The following is a 16,307-nucleotide window of genomic DNA, read 5'->3' as shown; positions in this document are numbered from 1 at the left end:
TTTTGTCGGTATTTTGCGACAAAACGAACCGTCCCCGCTGTCGGAAACGAATAGGTCTTTAATTCTTAGGAGCGAGGAGACCAGGGCCGCATGGCACGGGGTTTGCCGAGAATCTCAGCCCAGAGCACGCCCTGCTGCACCTCCTTGACATTAAAGGTAAGGGGTCTAGTCCGACGGGTCTCGGTAGCGGAAGATTCTGGCAGCGATGCTAGCGGCGGCTCTTCGGCCAGGGACAGGGCATAGGGCGTAGGGGCAGGGGGAGGTGCCTTCTGCAGGCGTGAAGTTCCTCTGGCGCGAGGATAAGACGAGGTGGATAAGGTGACTGCTTTGGGGCGGCTAGCCCCAGCTGCATCCTCGGTCTCAGAAAGCAGGGATTTTAGTACTTCGGAGATAATGCTCATGAGTAGTCACCACCTTACCTTCTCGACGGGTCGTCTACGCGTGTCTCTCCCATTTTGCCAATAGACTCACGCATCTGCGTATCTGACTTGATGTTTTGCATATTGAGGTAGTCCATGACGCCTATTTTGCCTTCGCGCAGGGCCTGTGCCAAAGCCCGTGGAATCTCCGCCTCGGCCTCGACAACTTTAGCGCGCATTTCTTGTACCGAGGCAATCATTTCCTGTTCTCTGGCCACAGCCATGGCGCGGCGCTCTTCGGCCTTAGCTTGAGCAATGCGCTTGTCGGCCTCGGCTTGGTCGGTCTGTAGTTGTGCACCGATGTTCTTGCCGATATCTACATCGGCAATATCGATGGAGAGAATCTCGTACGAAGTGCCGGAATCAAGCCCCTTACTTAGTACGGTACGTGAGATCATATCGGGGTTCTCGAGCACTTCTTTGTGGGTTTCAGCTGAGCCAATGGTCGTAACAATGCCCTCGCCTACACGAGCCAGAATTGTTTCCTCGCCAGCGCCACCGACTAGGCGCTCGATATTGGCGCGCACTGTAACGCGGGCCTTGGCCTTAACCTCGATGCCATTCTTGGCCACCGCCGTGACTACGGGAGTCTCAATGACTCTAGGATTGACACTGACCTGCACAGCTAAGAGGACATCTCGCCCGGCCAGGTCGATGGCCGCGGCACGCTCAAAGCCAAGGTCGATGCCGGCGCGCTGCGCCGCAATTAGGGCATTTACCACGCGGTCGACATTGCCACCCGCTAGGTAGTGTGCCTCAAGTTTGTTGACATTTAGTTCAAGTCCGGCCTTAGTGGCCTTGATTAAGGAATTGACAATTCGCGCTGGGGGGACGCGACGCAGGCGCATGCCCACTAGGGTCATGATGCCCATAGGTACTCCGGCAGATAAAGCGGAAATCCACAGGCCTAGGGGAACGAAACTGAGGAACACAGAGACGCCGAGAAAAACCAGGGCGACGACGAACAAGCTTTCGGGAAAGTACATTTTTTAGCCTCCTTATTACTTTATCTAATTACTGGGGGCGCACAACTATACGCGTGCCCTCGGTTTTTACCACCACAATCTGCGTGGCGGCGGCGACAAAACTGCCATCGCTGACTACGTCCATACGCTTGCCGTTTATATCAGCAAGGCCGGCGGGGCGTAGGGGGGTGATAGTAGTGCCAATGGCGCCGACTAAGCTTGAGACATCGCTCGGTCCGACATAGCCTAGAGACTTAGATTCAGAATATTTGAGCACGATTTGTGACCAAGCTGGGGAGCGTTTGAGAAACCGCAGCGCAATCAGAACCAGCACAACTGCCGTAAGCGCGGCCACAGCCAGCATGCGCCAGCCTTGCCCGGTAGCCGCGGCAGACCAGGCCACAGAAACAGATACGGCCGAAAAACCCGCCACCCCAATGACACCAAAACTAGGGATAAAGGCCTCAATGATAAGCAAGAAAAGCCCAGCGGCAAACAAGAAAACGACCTCCCTTCCAGCTAAGCCGGCGAAAATATGACCCCCAAAAAAGAGCGCAAAAGCAGCAATGCCAATCCCGCCCGGCAGTAAAAAGTCCCCCGTCATCACGGCGATAGACAAAGCAGCAATGCCAATCGCGATAAAGATAGTCGCTACCACTGGGTTAGTGATAAAACGCGCCAAAACTTCGGCAGGAGCAAGCCCTACCGTTCTTGTCATCGCATCTGCCAAGCCAAGCTCCGCCAGCAATTCGGGTATGGAGTCAAAGATTCCGTCCGCAAATTGGATGTCTTTGGCCTCACGGTAGGTCAGGGTCAGCAGAGTATCAGCTTCGTCTACGTCAGGGATAGCTACCTCCATGCGCACCATGGCGGCCGCGATTTCGGGGTCCTTGCCCTGCCGCTCAGCCACAGCCCTCATGCGTGCCTCCCAAGCGGATAAGACTTTTTCATCTGCCGTCTGCCCATCCATGGTGCGTGGTTCGGCTGCGCCTATAGCACTGCCTGGTGCCATGTATAGCGCACGCGAAGAAAGGGCTAGAAAGGCACCGGCCGATAGTGCATTAAAGCGCACATAGGAGTACACAGGGATTTTTGAGGCCCAGATCAGATCACTGATCTCAAAGGAGGAACTTAGCAAGCCGCCGGGAGTATTGATTTCGAGAATTATGGCCTCTGCCTTGCTCGCCTCCGCCACGGCGAAGGCCCTCTGTAAGTAGCGCAGCAGGCTAGCGTCTACTGTGCCCTCCACAGGAATGACATAGACAACGGGCTGCTGTCCACTAGCTACAGCCGGAAAAGATAACAGTGGTAGAAGAAGCAGTGTCAAGCTCAAAGAGAGCAGCATCCATTTCCGCACAGACATCAGCACCTATACCCCCTTTCGCAAACGTCCTACTTACACTCTAATTAAATAGAGAGAACTATAAATGGACGTATTACTTGTAGTACGCTCGCTGTGGAGAACAGTTTCACGCCATCCGCAATTTGAGCGGCGTGGCATCGTATGATGGATCGGCTAGCCAATCTGTGAACTGTGTTCCCTCGCGTCATTGCTTGCACAGTACCACGCGCACGAAGCTCGCCACCGTCCACAAGCTACTTCTTTGCTCTGTCTTGTAGGTGGCATGTAGTTTTTCAGGCAACACCAGCTGCAGTTTGTTCTGCGCCATCTCAAAAGTCTGACTCTCGCTAATACTCGGCTCCAGTGTGAGCAAGTGTTTGCTACTGATGCGTGCTGCTTCAGTCAATACCTGCCGCCATCTGTCTTTGCAGGTAGACTTTACACCTAACATAGTTAATCGCGCCGAAGGATAATGAACGTCGCGATATTCAGCGATGCCCGGGAAAACAAAGTCCGGTCTTGACTTGTTCTCCGTGGCCTGTCCTCGGGCAAATCGGATCCCATGGCAAGTGAACAGTGCCTCGAGATGATTCTCTAATGCGCTGCCAACTCGAGATTTTCTTCGATTATGAACGCTCAACGAGAATTTGATAAAACTGTCTACATCGGGGGCATCCGTGCTGCAGAACCCACTTCTTAGTCTTTGTGAAATGAAATGACGCTCAAGTCTTTTGAACAGCTTTTCCTCGTGTTCCATCCATGACAATAGTGTATTGTCGGGCTCCTCGAGAGGACAGGCGAACCGCAAAGTGTTTCTCGCCAGAGCAGAGAACTCTGTAGTTGTAGGGAAGCCTTTTTCTAAGTAGGGCTCAAGAATCGTGTCAAGGAAGGACGTATCAGCTTCCTCAATCTCTACACCCAGCTCTTCTAGAATATACCGCACGGCGAAGTCAACTTCTGGGTCGCGTGCTTCACCGATAGGTCGGTAATTGAATTCGTTGCCTATATCAGATACCCCGAATAGCCAACACAACTGGTTCTCAAGCGTGCTCCCTGCCGCAACGACAATCATGTACAAACTTTGGTCAGCTCTTCGGGCAACTATAAGAAGGTCGCCAGCTTGAGCTTGGTCCATTACAGTGTTGCTGCTAAAGTAGAGTCGGTACTCTGTTCTGGTGGGGTGATTTTCGCGCGCATCGTACCAAGTTACACGACCCTCTGCAGATACTCCCTCGTTTTCCCCAGATAACCACAAAAATCGCCCTTCGAAAGTTGTTCGATTCTCCCCAAGGAGGCAGCGCAATGCTCTATTGGCGTTGAATTCATGTTGATTCGAAACGGAGACACAAACCTCTACAGGCCTAAGGCGCTTAATCGCAACTCCCTCGAAATACTGCGACAAAAATCCCCTCTGCATCTCAACCCATCCTCATATCGTAATCTTGTATAGCGAAAGTCTGGGTAGGTCTATGATTAATCCAGTTCAGCATAGCCGCCTGCCTGCTCAAAAAGTCTAATTTGGTGCGGGAGACCCTCTGCTCTGATCTTAGTAAAAACATCGACATGGCCTTCGACCAAGTGCGGGAGCATGTGGCGCGCTACCGCTTCGACCACTGGCACCACCACAGAATTACCGAACTGCTTGTAAGCCTGAGTATCAGAAACGGGGATCTTGAACGAATTCCCAAAACCCATTATTCGGGCGCACTCCCTTGGTGTAAGACGCCTAGGATTAGTTCCGTCCTGCTTGATGAGAATTTCTGACCCGTCCTTGTAGTAGCGGGCTGACAACGTCCGTGCCACATCATCGGGGCCACATAACCCAAAACCAAAGCCGTTACCCTTGGCCCGGTGTTTCTCAGCATAGGCCTGCAAGTACGACCACAGCCTGTCGCTCAAGGTATATTTTGGGGCAACATCTGCCCTCGTTCCAGCCGTATAGGGTAGTTCCGGCACTTCAGTGCCATCTTGCGGATGCAGAACAGCTCCAAGTTTGGGGCCAGTTTGAGGAGTATCCATAGTGCGGAATGAAAAATCACTGGAGCCTTTGAAACCCACAATAAATATGCGCTCACGGTGTTGAGGTACAAAATTCCTAGCATCAATAACTCGGTAGTCTACATGGTAGCCAAGCTCTTCTGTGAGTGTACGTAAAATTACTCTGAGAGTGTTTCCTTTATCATGGCTTACTAGGTTCTTAACATTTTCTAGCAAAAAAGCTCTAGGTTGGTGTTTTTCTATTATCTGGGCAACATCGAAAAACAGGGTCCCCTGCGTGTCGCAATGAAACCCATGTGGTTTACCCAAGGAAATTTTCTTAGAAACGCCTGCTATTGAAAAAGGCTGACATGGAAATCCTGCCAGCAATAAGTCATGTTGCGGTATGCTATCGAGATCTATATCGCGTATATCGCCGTGCACGGGATGGTCGCAGACAAAGTTTTCCTGGTAGGTCTTTCGACAAGCCAAATCCCATTCGCTAGTGAAAACACACTTCCCGCCAACTGAATCAAACGCTTTTCTCAGGCCACCAATTCCTGCAAAGAGATCAATGAAGGTGAATGCATTCGAGGAAGTTTTTTGCTCATTGCGGCTTGAGTACATTGTCTTTAGATCCTCCATCAGCACAGGGTCGGGACTGTACTGACCATTTTCCCACCGATAAACTGTTCTCTGGCTACGACCGTAGGTCTGCGCGACTTCTTTTATCGACAAACCAGACAACTCTCTTGCATGGCTAAATTCGGTGTTTCTGCGGGTCTTCATCTAGTAACCTCCCTGCCAAAAATGTGCACCCTGGGAACACTTTTGACATCACTATATCAGGACGAACATACTTTCGCAATGGCTAAAAAGTTGTTTCCCTCCGCGGAGTAAAATAAAACAGCGATCTGCAACGCAAGGTGTTCGCGATCACTAGTTTCGGCCCCCAGGCCTCCCGACGCGACAAGTGGTCAAGAACGGTCTAAAGCAGCACCAGCTCTACCGGGCAATGGTCTGAACCAAGAACATGAGGGTGTATTTCTGCGCTAGCCATCTTGTCTCTGAGGCGGCTAGAGACGCAGAAATAATCGATGCGCCAACCGATATTGCGCTCGCGGGCCTTAGCAAAGTAAGACCACCAAGTATAGGCGTCGCGGCGGTCGGGGTGAAAGTGACGGAAGCTATCAATAAAGCCGGCGTAAAGCAGTGCCTCAAACTTGCCCCGCTCTTCATCGGTAAACCCGGCGTTACGCCGATTGCTCTTCGGATTCTTGAGATCGATCTCTTGATGCGCAACATTTAAGTCTCCGCACAAAATAACAGGCTTGTGGGCGTCTAGGGACTTAAGATAGTCGCGGAAAGCATCGTCCCACTCCATGCGATAAGCTAGTCGCGCTAGCTCTTGCTGTGAGTTAGGCGTATAGACATTGACGAGGTAGTAGTCGGCAAATTCTAGGGTCACCACCCGACCCTCTTGATCATGCTCTGCTAGGCCGATGCCGTAACCGGTGTTAATCGGCGGCTGCTTGGTGAAGACGGCGGTGCCTGAGTAACCCTTCTTGACGGCGTAGTTGTAGTACTGCTCATAGCCGGGTAACTGCACTTCAAATTGCCCGGGCGAAATCTTGCTCTCTTGGATGCAGAAAATATCTGCCTCAACGCTCGTGAAGAAATCGAGAAACCCCTTGCCCATGGCGGCGCGTATGCCGTTTACGTTCCAAGAAATTAGCTTCATGCACTTGCCTCCCAGTAAGTTATGTTGCTCTATTCGCTGCCATCTTGCACAATGCCTTCATTCGGGCACGGTAATGAACCGCAAGGCGGCATGACTAGGGCAACTCACATTGACAGCGTAAAATTTCCGCTGTCAATGGACAGTGAAAACGTCACCCTAAAACACGTTAAACGAGACAGCTAAAATGTCACCTTAGGTAGTGATGGGAACGGGGGAACGGTGGCCCTTGACTTAATGGGGTGTTTGGTAGTTGAGCGAGGGGACTAGGTCTCCCCTAGCGTGTTACGCTCCTCTCTCGAGTTGGCGTAGTGGTGAAAGGATCGCTCTTGGTCGAAGTATTTTTCCATGGGGACTTTAGACAGAAATGGTAACCACTGTGTGACATTTGGGGAATTTCAGTGTTTAGTGTGATTTCCGAGAAATCACAGATGAAATTCCATTTCTCTGCCCGCTTACAGGGTGACAATATCTCAGTCCGACGACATGCCACATATATCCTTGACATACAGGAGAGGTGGCGATAAAGTAAGATGTGGCAACAACTGCTAAATATTAGGTCGGAAGGAGGACTGCAGAGCGCTTGCGGTAGTTGCCGAAAAAATGACGAAGGAGGATGAATCCCTATGATGGCAGGAAAAGGTCTTTGGCTCACTAATAGATCTGCGAAACGTCTAGTTTTTGTAGTGCTGTGTTGTTTGTTGTTGGTATCTGTTTTTGCTGGGTTTACTTTCTCCGCTCCGGCTGACCTAGCGCCTGAAATGGCTATTCTAGGGACGTATGTTCAGGCTTATGACCTTAATGCTATACAGTGGGAATTTCCCTTTACTTTGGTCGGGTTTGGCCCCGGTGCGCGTACAGCCCGTTTGGCAGAGTTTAGTATTGACGGGCACGACCTGCTGGGAAGTGTCCCCATGGCGCAAAGAACCATGACGGTTCATCGGCTGGATGATGAAATTAGCCGCGCAGCGTTTAGAGACTGGAACAACTATCGGCAACGGGCGTCTGTCCTGCGCGTACGCAATGACGAGCGAGTTTCCCTATCCACAGCCGAAGCACACGACTTTAGGGAAGGCAACGCGCGTATGCGCGGGGTGATGCAGCGGCGTGGGGAGATGGCGCCGGTGCTGTTCCCCGTCAATGTGTCCGAGCTGCCTTTCAAAGTTGCTGCTGACGGTCATTACAGAGTTAGGGCGGTTGTGGAAAGAGGCGAGATCACAGCAACTTGGGAAGGCGACTGGAATTTCATTAAATACTGAAATTCCCCAAGTGTTGATCGTAGATGTGGAACCGCTAGCCGTTAACTATTTTTGGACTCCGGCAGACTTGCATCTTCACAGCACGTTTGCCTTAGATGGGCGATTCACACCTGCAGAGCTTGCAACGAGGCTAGCAAACAGAGGATATGCCATCGGCTATATTACCGATGAGCCAGCAGGCCAGTATATTACTACCCAACCGCTAGCCCCGCTGATGAGCGGGACTGGTCGTCGGGGGGCATGGCCCATACCAGCAATGGGGACAAATATCTGGTTGACTGATATTTTTGGCAGCAACCGGGCACAGTATTTGCCTTGGTTAGCAACTTGGGAAACATACCGTGATACAGTCAGAGCTGCGTCGACCGCTCAAGTGGCCATGTTCCCAGGGCTAGAAGTCGCCGCTTCTACAGTAAATCAGTCGCATACCGAACACAACGGGCATGCTTTGGCATACGGCATACGAGACCTAGTTGGGTGGGGTTCCTTTGATACAGCAGGACTAAGATATAACTGGTTTTTGCCAGACAACTTGCTTTCGAACATCAATGCGAATCGACTCGGTTGGTCATCGGCGACCATTGCGCACCCCACTGGTCATTTTGAATGGGATGCTTGGTCAGTGCCAGGGTCTCCAGGGGGTGTAATAAACGCTCGTTACGACGGCTTTGAGTTGATGAGTGGTGTGCAGACCAGTTTCTGTCCGAGCTCCGCTCATGTAGGTCGTTGGCGGCAAGAGATAGTTGCGCGTCTGAGCAATGCTTTTGCAGGCCAAGGTTTCCCATCTGCTAGGACCGGCAGCGACTGGGGCGGCGCTGGCAGTGAATTTTTTGGCATCTCCTATTTTACCTTTATCGGTCTACCCTCATGGACCAGTGACATGCGGCACCTACTGCAAGATACTGTGAGCGTATCTTTACGCGCTGGGAGAACGGTCGCTAGCCGGTTGGGCGGTTTCGCTACGCTAAGGCTTAGGAACGCTCAAGGCGTTTTGCAGGAAATAGGATCTCAGTTTACCATGTCGGCTAACGCCACAGTAATTGGTGAGATCGTGCTACGGGCGGCACGCGCTGGAAGTTACACGGTAAGGATTATTGAGAATTATGTAGGCAATACGGGGCAAAACTCTGTGCCCGCATTTCAAGGTAGCACGGTAACTACTCGTGGCTTAGTCGCTGGCCAAACTGTAATCATTCCCGTTAGCTTCCGGTTTGATGGTGGGCAAAGGGCATACCACGTCGTAGTAGAGCACGTGGGTGGAGAAGCAGAGTTAGCCGACACCATCTACACCAGTCCGATTTTCATTCGTCAGCAACAACGCTCTAACATATCGTGCCGGCTGTTTCTGCCGCAAGGAGTAGGCCGATGGTGCAATAGCAGCCCATCGGCCTACCCCTGTCTATACACAGAATGAATGATATGAAGGAGGCGCATAAGTAATGCCATTATGGGACAGAGCCAAGAAATATTGTTTATCTATGACTAATGAAGACATCGCCGGGGCGGTGATGATTGCCGCGTTGCTCTGTTGTGTTTGGATTCTGTGGTTTGTCGGCTTCCTGCCACCTACCGCCAGTGACCAGTTTTATACGCTGGTATACCATATGACATATCCTCTTCTGTTAGCCCTGCCAGTTAGTTTGGTGCTCGCCTTACGGACCCCCAACTGTTTAGTCTTGGCAACACCCTACTTAGCCCCAATCGCCTGGAACCTATTTGAGAATTTTATGTATCGGAGAAACGGGTTGACTTCCCTCATGAGCACACGATTGTTCGTTGCAACGATCATCATTTATGCGGTGCCATTTGTGCTTAGCCGCTTAGTACACAAAATACGAGAGACAGAAGGGGCAAAAGCATACCGTATGGTCGGCGCGGCTCAGATGCTTGTATTGCTGGGGGCGGTTTATTACTTCACCTTTCAGTATGGGGTTCAGCACTTGGCAGCACCGCTGGTCAGTGTGCAGCGGCTTAGGTTTTGGGCTGCTCCGCTGTCGTTCCCCCTAGTCGAAGCAGACGCCGCTTTCATAGTTGACAGGAGGGGTCGCCTTTTCCGCATCGAACTTGCCTCAGGTCGAAAGCGGGTCATCGCAGAGATTCCTCGGCCAATGCCTGCGGCAGTCGGGTTAGATGGAAGGACTCTCCCTCGGGCAACCAGAGAGTGGAGCCCGTTTGCGGCTGAAGAAGCGCTGACTAGAATTGACCACAACACGCTCAACTTCCGCTACCGGTACTTATCTCCTTACATTATGCATGCGAAAATTGACGAGCTAACAGGCGAACTTACTTGGGATTTGAAAGAGGGATCAGGCGCTATTACCCCTCCACCCGCTCATTTGTCCACCGTATCCCGAGGGGCAGTGATCTCTGTGCTTAGCGGGGGGCGCAGAGGCTTTGATGTTCAAATCCAAGGGGAAAACATAAAGACGGCGGTTGACCCATTGGGACTGGTCGACTGGAAGCATTCCGAGCACGGCTGGATACTGGTGGGGACAAATTGCGGCGAGCTCATAATTGCGACAACGAAAGGTCGGTAGTTACTTCGCCCTTCCTGTCGGAGCTGGCTACACAGTTTTACCAAGCCTGTGAAGCAACCTTGTGGTATAGTGCAGGCCTATCCGTCACGCTTGGATCTCAAATGAACCACTTGGAGAATTGCAGTGTTCATTGAAATTCCATTGCTAGAGCTAGTGCAGGAGTTTGGCATACAAGGCTGTATTCAGAGACTCCGTGACGCCCTACTCTACATCAAGCTCGACGCGAGGCAACTGCGAAACTTGATCCAAACGCGGGGGACAATTGCGCCTGGTTCATGAAGGAGACCTAAACACAACCCGATTATCTGCCTAGCGCGAGTTCCATAAAGGCCGTAACTCATACTGTGGTCTTCGTGTGCTCATTTTTTGCCTCGGATCAGTCAGACTCGCCGAGACGCCTAACACACAGGGATTTTTGGCTTTCAGCATGGCAGATTTTGCGCGAATTATCGCCTAGCAGGCTGCCATAGACCCATTTTGCGGGTTGGCGCGCTCTAAAAAATCTCATGCGTCAGTTCTGCGGCACAAATTTTTCGCTTGACAGGGCTAAAAGTCGTTGCTATAATACAAGTTTGTCTTGACAAGCCATCCGTGCGCTGGTACAATCTATGTAGACAAGCAGGGAAAGGGTGGTAGGATTGAACACCAGTTACTTGACAACTATTAGGAAAGACCTTGAACTGCATATTGGCGAAAAGGTATGGCTAAAAGCCAACCGTGGGCGGCGCAAGGCAATGGTGCGCGAGGGTGTTCTGGAGAGTACCTATCCCTATCATTTTCTTGTGCGGACAAGTGATCAACATAGCACCGGTTGTTTGTCGATAAGCTATGCCGATTTGTTGACACAGGCAGTCGAACTTTGCATTGGGGGTCCCGAGCAACGTCTGGTAGCTAATTTCGGCAAGTAGATAGATTTGTGGTGACTGTATCGCTCTTCTTTGTGAAGGGCGATATTTTTTGTCGCGGTATAGCCTGCTCTGAACAAGGCAAATCTAGAGTGAGGCGCTAGTTGGCCTGATGGAGGATTGCCCAAGTATGGAGCAGCAAGGGATGCTATTAATAATTGGTGGAGCTGAAGATAAGAGCGGCGAGTGTACGGTGCTGCGCCGCTTTGTGGAGTTAGCCGGGGGTAGTGAGGCCGTAATTGCCATCCTTACGGCTGCCGCCGAAGCTCAGACTGCCGTGGGCGAAGAATATCGCGACATTTTTAGGAGTCTCGGAGTGCGGTCGGTTGAAGTTTGTCACGTAGCTAATCGCCAGCAGGCCAACGACCGGGAAGCCATGGTGAAAGTGCAGGGGGCCACCGGTGTGTACTTTACGGGCGGCGATCAACTGCGTATCACTAGCTTAGTGGGAGGGACATTGCTTGACGACCTGCTCAAAGAGCTCTACCTACAGGGTGCTGTCATTGCAGGAACAAGTGCCGGAGCCTCAGCCATGAGCGACAACATGATAGTGGCGGGAGACGGGGAGGAAGAGCCTCGGCGCGAAGCCATTCGCATGGCTCCGGGGCTAGGTCTCTTAAAGCACACCATGGTAGACCAGCACTTTGCGCAGCGTGGGCGGATTGGGCGTCTCCTGGGTGCTTTGGCGCAAAACCCTGACATTCTAGGTGTGGGTATAGATGAGGACACGGCCATTGAAGTGAGCACGTCAGGCCGCTTCACCGTGGTAGGCAATGGTTGTGTCACCGTTCTAGACGGACGTGGTATCACTATCAGCGACATCTCTGATACCACGAGCGAAGAACCGTTAGCCCTCTGCGATGTGCTCTTGCATGTCCTGCCGGCGGACTACACTTTTGATCTGGCTACCAGGCGGCCCGCATCACCTAAGGAGGAGGCCCACTAATGCGCGTCCTCGACATCACTGTTTTCCCAGGGAGAAATTGCTATGCGCATTTCCCCGTGACCAAAGTCACCCTAGATTTAGAAGAGCTAGCGGGCAGAGAGAGCTCGGAGTACCCTTGGTTTTGTTTTGCGCTAGGTGAATGCCTGCCGGGCATAGCGAACCACAGCTGCAGTGGTCGTGACGGTGGCTTTGTGGCCCGCCTGCGTGAAGGGACCTATTTTGGGCATGTATTAGAGCATATTATCCTTGAGCTACAAGCACTGCTTGGGTTTCCTAAGGCCTTTGGTAAAACTCGCTACGCGGCATCGCCAGGGGTGTACCATGTTGTTTTCGAGCATGCCCTGCCGGGTCTAGTGGAGCCCCTGCTCACAGAGGCCCTAGGTATTGTGCAGTCTCTCTTGCAGGGCAGTACGGTCAATATCCATGAGAAACTAGAGCCGCTTAGAAAGCTAGCAGCGCAGCTTGAGCTAGGGCCTAGTACTCAGGCCATTGTCAAGGCGGCCGAAAGTCGGGGGATTACGGTGCGTCGCATCGGCGACGAGAGCTTGATACAGCTAGGCACCGGTATCTACAGCCGGAGGATACAAGCAACAGTCGGGCCACATACATCATGTCTGGCCGCCGACATTGCCTGTGACAAAGCCATGACCAAGTATATTTTGGCGACAGCGGGCATTCCTGTGCCCTTTGGTTTTACCGTTGAGACAGACCAAGAGGCGGTAGAAGCATGGCAACAGATTGGTCGTCCTGTCGCCGTCAAGCCGCGCGATGGCAATCAAGGCAAGGGGGTCTCCCTCAAGCTCAATTCGGCCGAGGACGTGGCCGAAGCCTTTCATTTTGCCCAAGTGTTTGGGGGCAAGACGATTGTAGAAGAGTATATCGAGGGCAGACATTATCGCTTGGTGGTGGTGGGAGGCAAGCTGGTGGCTGCGGCGGAGCGTTCGCCAGCACATGTGGTGGGCGATGGTGTCTCGTCGATACTAGGGCTCATCGCCCACACGAACCTCCATCCTCTGCGGGGAGAAAAACACGAAAAGCCCCTCACGCGCATCGCCCTAGACGATATTTCCCTACGAGTCCTCAGAAGACAAGGCATTGACGCTAATTATGTGCCCCAACAAGGCCAGCTGGTACTGCTTAGAGACAGTGCTAACTTGAGCACGGGCGGTACGGCCTGGGATGTGACGGACATGGTGCACCCCGAGGCTAGAGAGCGTGTGGAGAGGGTAGCCCGTCTAATCGGGCTTGATATATCTGGAATTGATGTGGTTGCGCCGGACATATCTTCGCCAACGCTCGAGATGACTGTCATCGAGGTCAACACTGCGCCGGGCATCCGCATGCACCAATACCCTGCTCTAGGGCAAGCACGCGACGTGGCGGGGGCAATTGTAGAGCTGGTTTTCCCGCCGGGTACCCCCTCGGAGATACCCCTAGCGACAGTCACCGGGACGAATGGCAAGACGACGACCACTCGCCTTATTGCGGCAGGCTTAAGGCATGTCTATGGCCATGTAGGTTGTGCAACGTCGTCGGGCATCTACATCAACCAAAAACAGCTTGTCGCTGGGGATACCACAGGCCCTTGGAGTGCGGGGGTTATCCTGTCAGACCCAGCGGTAGAGGCAGCCGTTCTAGAGGTAGCTCGCGGCGGCATTATCCGCGGCGGGCTCGGTTACAATCTCGCCGATGTTGCCGTAATAACAAACATCAGTGATGACCATCTAGGGCAAGACGGCATACCTGACTTGGCGGCGCTGTGCCGTGTAAAAAGCTTAGTCACCGAGGCCGTTCGTGCGGGCGGGGTGGTGGTTGTCAACGCAGAAAACAGCTACTGTGTGCAGGCGGGCCAGGCTTCGCGCCGCGAGATGATTCTCTTTGCCGCAGAGCCAAGCCAGGTGTTGGCCAATCACTTGGCCGGCGGCGGGCGGGGCGTGATGGTGCAGAACGGAGCTTTTAGGGCTCTCGCGGGCCGAGAGTTGCTGTATGAGATCCCCGTAAACATGGTGCCGCTCAGCTTTGCTGGTTTGGCTCGCCACAATATCGAGAATTGTGCCGCGGCTATGGGGGCCTTGTGGGCGCTTAAAGTACCTTTTTCAGCCATTTCGGCCACGCTACAGGCCTTTGCTCCTGATCTGCTATGCAATCCGGGGCGGCAGAACATTATTAAAGTTGCCGGTATCACCGTGATGCTCGACTACGGCCACAATGTTCCGGGCGTATGCGCGGTAGCCGACTTGGCGCGCAGGCTCTGCTCTGGTCGGCTCATAGGGGTAATTTCCGCGCCTGGGGACCGTACCGATGCCTCTATTGTCAAATTAGGGCACTGTGCGGGCACCAAGTTCGACCAAGTTTTTGTTAAAGAAGATGTTGATCGTAGGGGTAGAGAGGTAGCGGAAGTAGCTCGTCTGCTGCGGCAGGGGATAGCAGAAGTAGGCAGGGTGCCCGCAGGTGAAGAAGCAGTCTTTGATGAAGCCGCGGTGCACAAGCAAGCCTTGCAGAGTGCCGGTCCAGAGGACTGGGTCATTATCTTTTACGAGTCGCTAGAGCGGACTCTCGGGCAGTTGCGCTCGGTGGAAGACGAGGTAGGCGCCCTGCGCGCCGTGGTCACGGTTACAGAGGCAGTAGGTGGCTAACCTACTGTCTCTGTAATTTCTGCTAGTGTTAAATTGAGCCGTGTATTAGAATGGATAAGAGGTGAACCACATGCGCGTAACACTCTTATCTCCGGCTAAAGTGAATCTTGGTCTTAAGGTCATTAGGCGTCGTAGCGACGGATATCACGAAGTAGAGACGGTGCTACAGACAGTAGCCCTCTTTGACCGCCTAGTGCTTACGCGAGGAGAGCCGGGCATCAACTTAATGGCGCCGGCAGGTTTGCCGCAGGGGAGAGAGAATCTATGCTTCATAGCCGCAGAAAGCTTCTATGGCAGAACAAGCCTAGACCCCGCTATTTCGATTGAACTCACCAAGAATATTCCGGTCGAGGCCGGCCTCGGTGGAGGCAGTAGCAATGCTGCCCATGTCTTGCTCGGGCTAAACGCCCTCTATGGGTCCCCTTTAGAAATTGGGGAGTTAGAATTTCTTGCCGCGCACATCGGCTCAGACGTCCCCTTCTTTTTGCGAGGCGGTACGGCTAGGGCCACGGGGCGGGGTGAAGTAATTACAGCCCTGCCAGACTTAAACCCGAGGTGGCTACGCATCATTAAGCCGCCCTTTGGCCTCGCGACAGCACAGGTCTATGCCGAGTGGCAGCCTGTAGCGAGCAGTAGCAACGTTCACCTGCACAATGATTTAGAGGCAGCGGCCTTAAAACTACGCCCCGAGCTAAGAGAGTTAAAAGCGCTCTTGGCAGAAGATGGTGCCGAGCTATCTTTGCTCTGTGGTAGCGGTTCAGCGATATGTGGGTTTTACGAGGAGCGCCCGACGCGAGCCCTGCGTCTCGCGGAAGGATTTAGAGAGTATGTAGTTCCTACGCTAACGGCAGCAGAGTGCCAAGCTAACATTCTGAGAGGAGAATCTGCGTTGTGATGGAGAGAATGGTGCCTATTAAGCTTGACAACTACAAGCCACTGCGCGAAATTGTCTTTGAGCATTTGCGCGAGGCCATCTTGAGCGGCAGGCTGAAACCTGGCGAACGACTGATGGAGGTGCAATTAGCAGAAGAAATGGGCGTTAGCCGCACCCCGGTGCGCGAGGCCATACGTAAGCTCGAGCTAGAGGGCCTAGCCATTATGATTGCCCGTCGTGGCGCCTATGTCTCTGACTTAAGCGTCAAAGACATTGCCGAGACCTTTGAAATACGGGCGGCCCTAGAGGCGCTAGCGGCAGGCTTAGCCGCGCAGAGAATCTCGCCAGAGGGCCTTGAGCAGCTAGAGCGCACTTTGGTGCAAATTGGCGAGTGCATGGAGGACGAAAGCGCCGATCGCTTGGTGGAATTAGATGAGCAGTTCCACTCGATCTTGTTTGCGGCTAGCCGCAATCAACGCTTATCGCAGATTGTGAACAATTTGCGCGAGCAAATTAGCCGTTTTCGTAGGACATCACTCTCTACCCCAGGGCGATTTAGGGCTGTTTTTCAAGAGCACAAGAGAATAACCGAAGCCATTTCCGAGGGCAATAGTGCCCTAGCGCAGGCCCTCGCCAAGGAGCATATGGAAAATGCGGAGTTGTCGATAATGGAATGGGTAAGAGACCACAAGGTGTAGGAGGTGGTGCC

The 16,307-nt window shown here is 52.8% G+C and carries 15 protein-coding genes; 9 read left to right on the top strand and 6 right to left on the bottom strand.

Features of this window, described 5'->3' with window-relative positions; translation table 11 throughout:
- Nucleotides 1-65: 65 nt before the first annotated feature.
- From KGZ92_08015 to xth, 6 genes are all read right to left on the bottom strand, one after another.
- The gene (locus KGZ92_08015) at nt 66-401 is read right to left on the bottom strand and encodes a hypothetical protein (GenBank protein ID MBS3889212.1); all 336 of its coding nucleotides are present in this window, start codon (nt 399-401) and stop codon (nt 66-68) included.
- Between the two features lie 14 nt (nt 402-415).
- Nucleotides 416-1,405, bottom strand: a complete 990-nt coding sequence (gene floA, locus KGZ92_08010) for a flotillin-like protein FloA (protein MBS3889211.1) — start codon at nt 1,403-1,405, stop codon at nt 416-418.
- Between the two features lie 28 nt (nt 1,406-1,433).
- On the bottom strand, nt 1,434-2,747 hold the full coding sequence (locus tag KGZ92_08005; protein ID MBS3889210.1) for a nodulation protein NfeD: 1,314 nt from the start codon (nt 2,745-2,747) through the stop codon (nt 1,434-1,436).
- Between the two features lie 184 nt (nt 2,748-2,931).
- Nucleotides 2,932-4,143, bottom strand: coding sequence for a restriction endonuclease (locus tag KGZ92_08000; GenBank protein MBS3889209.1), 1,212 nt, complete (start codon nt 4,141-4,143; stop codon nt 2,932-2,934).
- A 56-nt stretch (nt 4,144-4,199) separates the two neighbouring features.
- The gene (gene dcm, locus KGZ92_07995; GenBank protein MBS3889208.1) at nt 4,200-5,492 is read right to left on the bottom strand and encodes a DNA (cytosine-5-)-methyltransferase; all 1,293 of its coding nucleotides are present in this window, start codon (nt 5,490-5,492) and stop codon (nt 4,200-4,202) included.
- A gap of 199 nt (nt 5,493-5,691) precedes the next feature.
- On the bottom strand, nt 5,692-6,444 hold the full coding sequence (xth, locus tag KGZ92_07990; protein ID MBS3889207.1) for an exodeoxyribonuclease III: 753 nt from the start codon (nt 6,442-6,444) through the stop codon (nt 5,692-5,694).
- A 623-nt stretch (nt 6,445-7,067) separates the two neighbouring features.
- Here xth and KGZ92_07985 point away from each other — a divergent pair.
- From KGZ92_07985 to KGZ92_07945, 9 genes are all read left to right on the top strand, one after another.
- Nucleotides 7,068-7,700: a hypothetical protein gene (locus tag KGZ92_07985; GenBank protein MBS3889206.1), complete on the top strand. Its 633-nt coding sequence runs from the start codon at nt 7,068-7,070 to the stop codon at nt 7,698-7,700.
- Between the two features lie 10 nt (nt 7,701-7,710).
- Nucleotides 7,711-9,114, top strand: a complete 1,404-nt coding sequence (locus KGZ92_07980; protein MBS3889205.1) for a hypothetical protein — start codon at nt 7,711-7,713, stop codon at nt 9,112-9,114.
- 25 nt (nt 9,115-9,139) lie between these two features.
- Nucleotides 9,140-10,237: a hypothetical protein gene (locus tag KGZ92_07975; protein MBS3889204.1), complete on the top strand. Its 1,098-nt coding sequence runs from the start codon at nt 9,140-9,142 to the stop codon at nt 10,235-10,237.
- A 123-nt stretch (nt 10,238-10,360) separates the two neighbouring features.
- Nucleotides 10,361-10,516 (top strand): hypothetical protein, encoded by a 156-nt coding sequence (locus tag KGZ92_07970; protein ID MBS3889203.1) that lies wholly within the window; start codon nt 10,361-10,363, stop codon nt 10,514-10,516.
- Nucleotides 10,517-10,875: 359 nt separating this feature from the next.
- A complete protein-coding gene (locus KGZ92_07965) occupies nt 10,876-11,145 on the top strand; it encodes a Veg family protein (protein MBS3889202.1) in 270 nt (89 codons plus the stop codon).
- Between the two features lie 109 nt (nt 11,146-11,254).
- A complete protein-coding gene (locus KGZ92_07960; protein ID MBS3889201.1) occupies nt 11,255-12,088 on the top strand; it encodes a cyanophycinase in 834 nt (277 codons plus the stop codon).
- The gene (gene cphA / locus KGZ92_07955) at nt 12,088-14,724 is read left to right on the top strand and encodes a cyanophycin synthetase (GenBank protein ID MBS3889200.1); all 2,637 of its coding nucleotides are present in this window, start codon (nt 12,088-12,090) and stop codon (nt 14,722-14,724) included. The genes KGZ92_07960 and cphA overlap by 1 nt, the downstream gene beginning before the upstream one ends.
- Nucleotides 14,725-14,794: 70 nt before the next feature.
- Nucleotides 14,795-15,619 carry a 4-(cytidine 5'-diphospho)-2-C-methyl-D-erythritol kinase gene (gene ispE, locus KGZ92_07950; protein MBS3889199.1) on the top strand — a complete coding sequence of 275 codons (825 nt, stop codon included), beginning with the start codon at nt 14,795-14,797 and terminating at the stop codon, nt 15,617-15,619.
- Complete coding sequence (locus KGZ92_07945) at nt 15,619-16,296, top strand: GntR family transcriptional regulator (protein ID MBS3889198.1); 678 nt, start codon at nt 15,619-15,621, stop codon at nt 16,294-16,296. Before ispE ends, KGZ92_07945 begins: the two co-directional genes overlap by 1 nt.
- Nucleotides 16,297-16,307: the final 11 nt, after the last annotated feature.

The sequence above is a fragment of the Bacillota bacterium genome, assembly GCA_018333655.1.
Classification (GTDB): Bacteria; Bacillota; UBA994; order UBA994; family UBA994; genus BS524.
Note: the sequence above shows the minus strand (reverse complement) of the source record. Positions and strands in the feature narration are given on the sequence as shown.

Bases quoted from the DNA above. Each gene is read 5' to 3' on its own strand.
- ispE (MBS3889199.1), top strand. From the start codon at position 14,795: ATGCGCGTAACACTCTTATCTCCGGCTAAAGTGAATCTTGGTCTTAAG.
- KGZ92_07945 (MBS3889198.1), top strand. From the start codon at position 15,619: ATGGAGAGAATGGTGCCTATTAAGCTTGACAACTACAAGCCACTGCGC.
- floA (MBS3889211.1), bottom strand. From the start codon at position 1,405: ATGTACTTTCCCGAAAGCTTGTTCGTCGTCGCCCTGGTTTTTCTCGGC.
- KGZ92_08015 (MBS3889212.1), bottom strand. From the start codon at position 401: ATGAGCATTATCTCCGAAGTACTAAAATCCCTGCTTTCTGAGACCGAG.
- KGZ92_08005 (MBS3889210.1), bottom strand. From the start codon at position 2,747: ATGTCTGTGCGGAAATGGATGCTGCTCTCTTTGAGCTTGACACTGCTT.
- KGZ92_08000 (MBS3889209.1), bottom strand. From the start codon at position 4,143: ATGCAGAGGGGATTTTTGTCGCAGTATTTCGAGGGAGTTGCGATTAAG.
- KGZ92_07975 (MBS3889204.1), top strand. From the start codon at position 9,140: ATGCCATTATGGGACAGAGCCAAGAAATATTGTTTATCTATGACTAAT.
- xth (MBS3889207.1), bottom strand. From the start codon at position 6,444: ATGAAGCTAATTTCTTGGAACGTAAACGGCATACGCGCCGCCATGGGC.
- KGZ92_07985 (MBS3889206.1), top strand. From the start codon at position 7,068: ATGATGGCAGGAAAAGGTCTTTGGCTCACTAATAGATCTGCGAAACGT.
- KGZ92_07960 (MBS3889201.1), top strand. From the start codon at position 11,255: ATGGAGGATTGCCCAAGTATGGAGCAGCAAGGGATGCTATTAATAATT.
- dcm (MBS3889208.1), bottom strand. From the start codon at position 5,492: ATGAAGACCCGCAGAAACACCGAATTTAGCCATGCAAGAGAGTTGTCT.
- cphA (MBS3889200.1), top strand. From the start codon at position 12,088: ATGCGCGTCCTCGACATCACTGTTTTCCCAGGGAGAAATTGCTATGCG.